The sequence below is a fragment of the Vibrio sp. 1402 genome (assembly GCF_033340275.1).
The window spans coordinates 1-523 of the sequence record NZ_JAWOWE010000677.1 but is presented as its reverse complement, the minus strand read 5'-3'; the positions used below and the strand labels follow the sequence as shown (position 1 = coordinate 523).

Below are 523 nucleotides of genomic sequence, written 5' to 3'. Positions count from 1 at the left end.
GATCAATCCCGGATTCGCGAGCTCGAATGCTAAACCGCTACCGCCCACGATGCTGAACCAAAAACAGGTGATCAGCGGCGCAGCAATACTGATGGACAAAATCAATTGGCGAATTGTACGGCCACGTGAAATACGTGCGATGAAGATTGCCATCATTGGCCCGTAACCAATAAACCAACCCCAGAAGAACACCGTCCACCAGCTTAACCAGCCAGTGTCACCGCGATAAAGCGCCATCGGGAAAAAGTTATCCACCATGCGGCCTACGCCTTGCACATAGCCATCAATAATAAAGCTCGTTGGGCCAAAGAACAGGATGTAACCGATCAGCAGTACCGACAGGATGATGTTGTAACGGCTCACAAGTTGGATGCCTTTGCTTACGCCACTTAGCGCCGAAAGCGTGTACATCACGATGGCAGCGACAATCACCATGCTTTGGGTAATGAAGTTATCTGGGAAACCAAATAATGAGTTCAGCGCGTAGCTGATTTGCAAACCAAGAAAGCCAATAGGGCCGATA

Annotated in this window: 1 protein-coding gene; it reads right to left on the bottom strand. The window is 49.5% G+C overall.

What is annotated here, in order from left to right:
- On the bottom strand, positions 1-523 hold a 523-nt coding region (locus tag R7044_RS27895), incomplete at both ends, for a BCCT family transporter (RefSeq protein ID WP_225456332.1).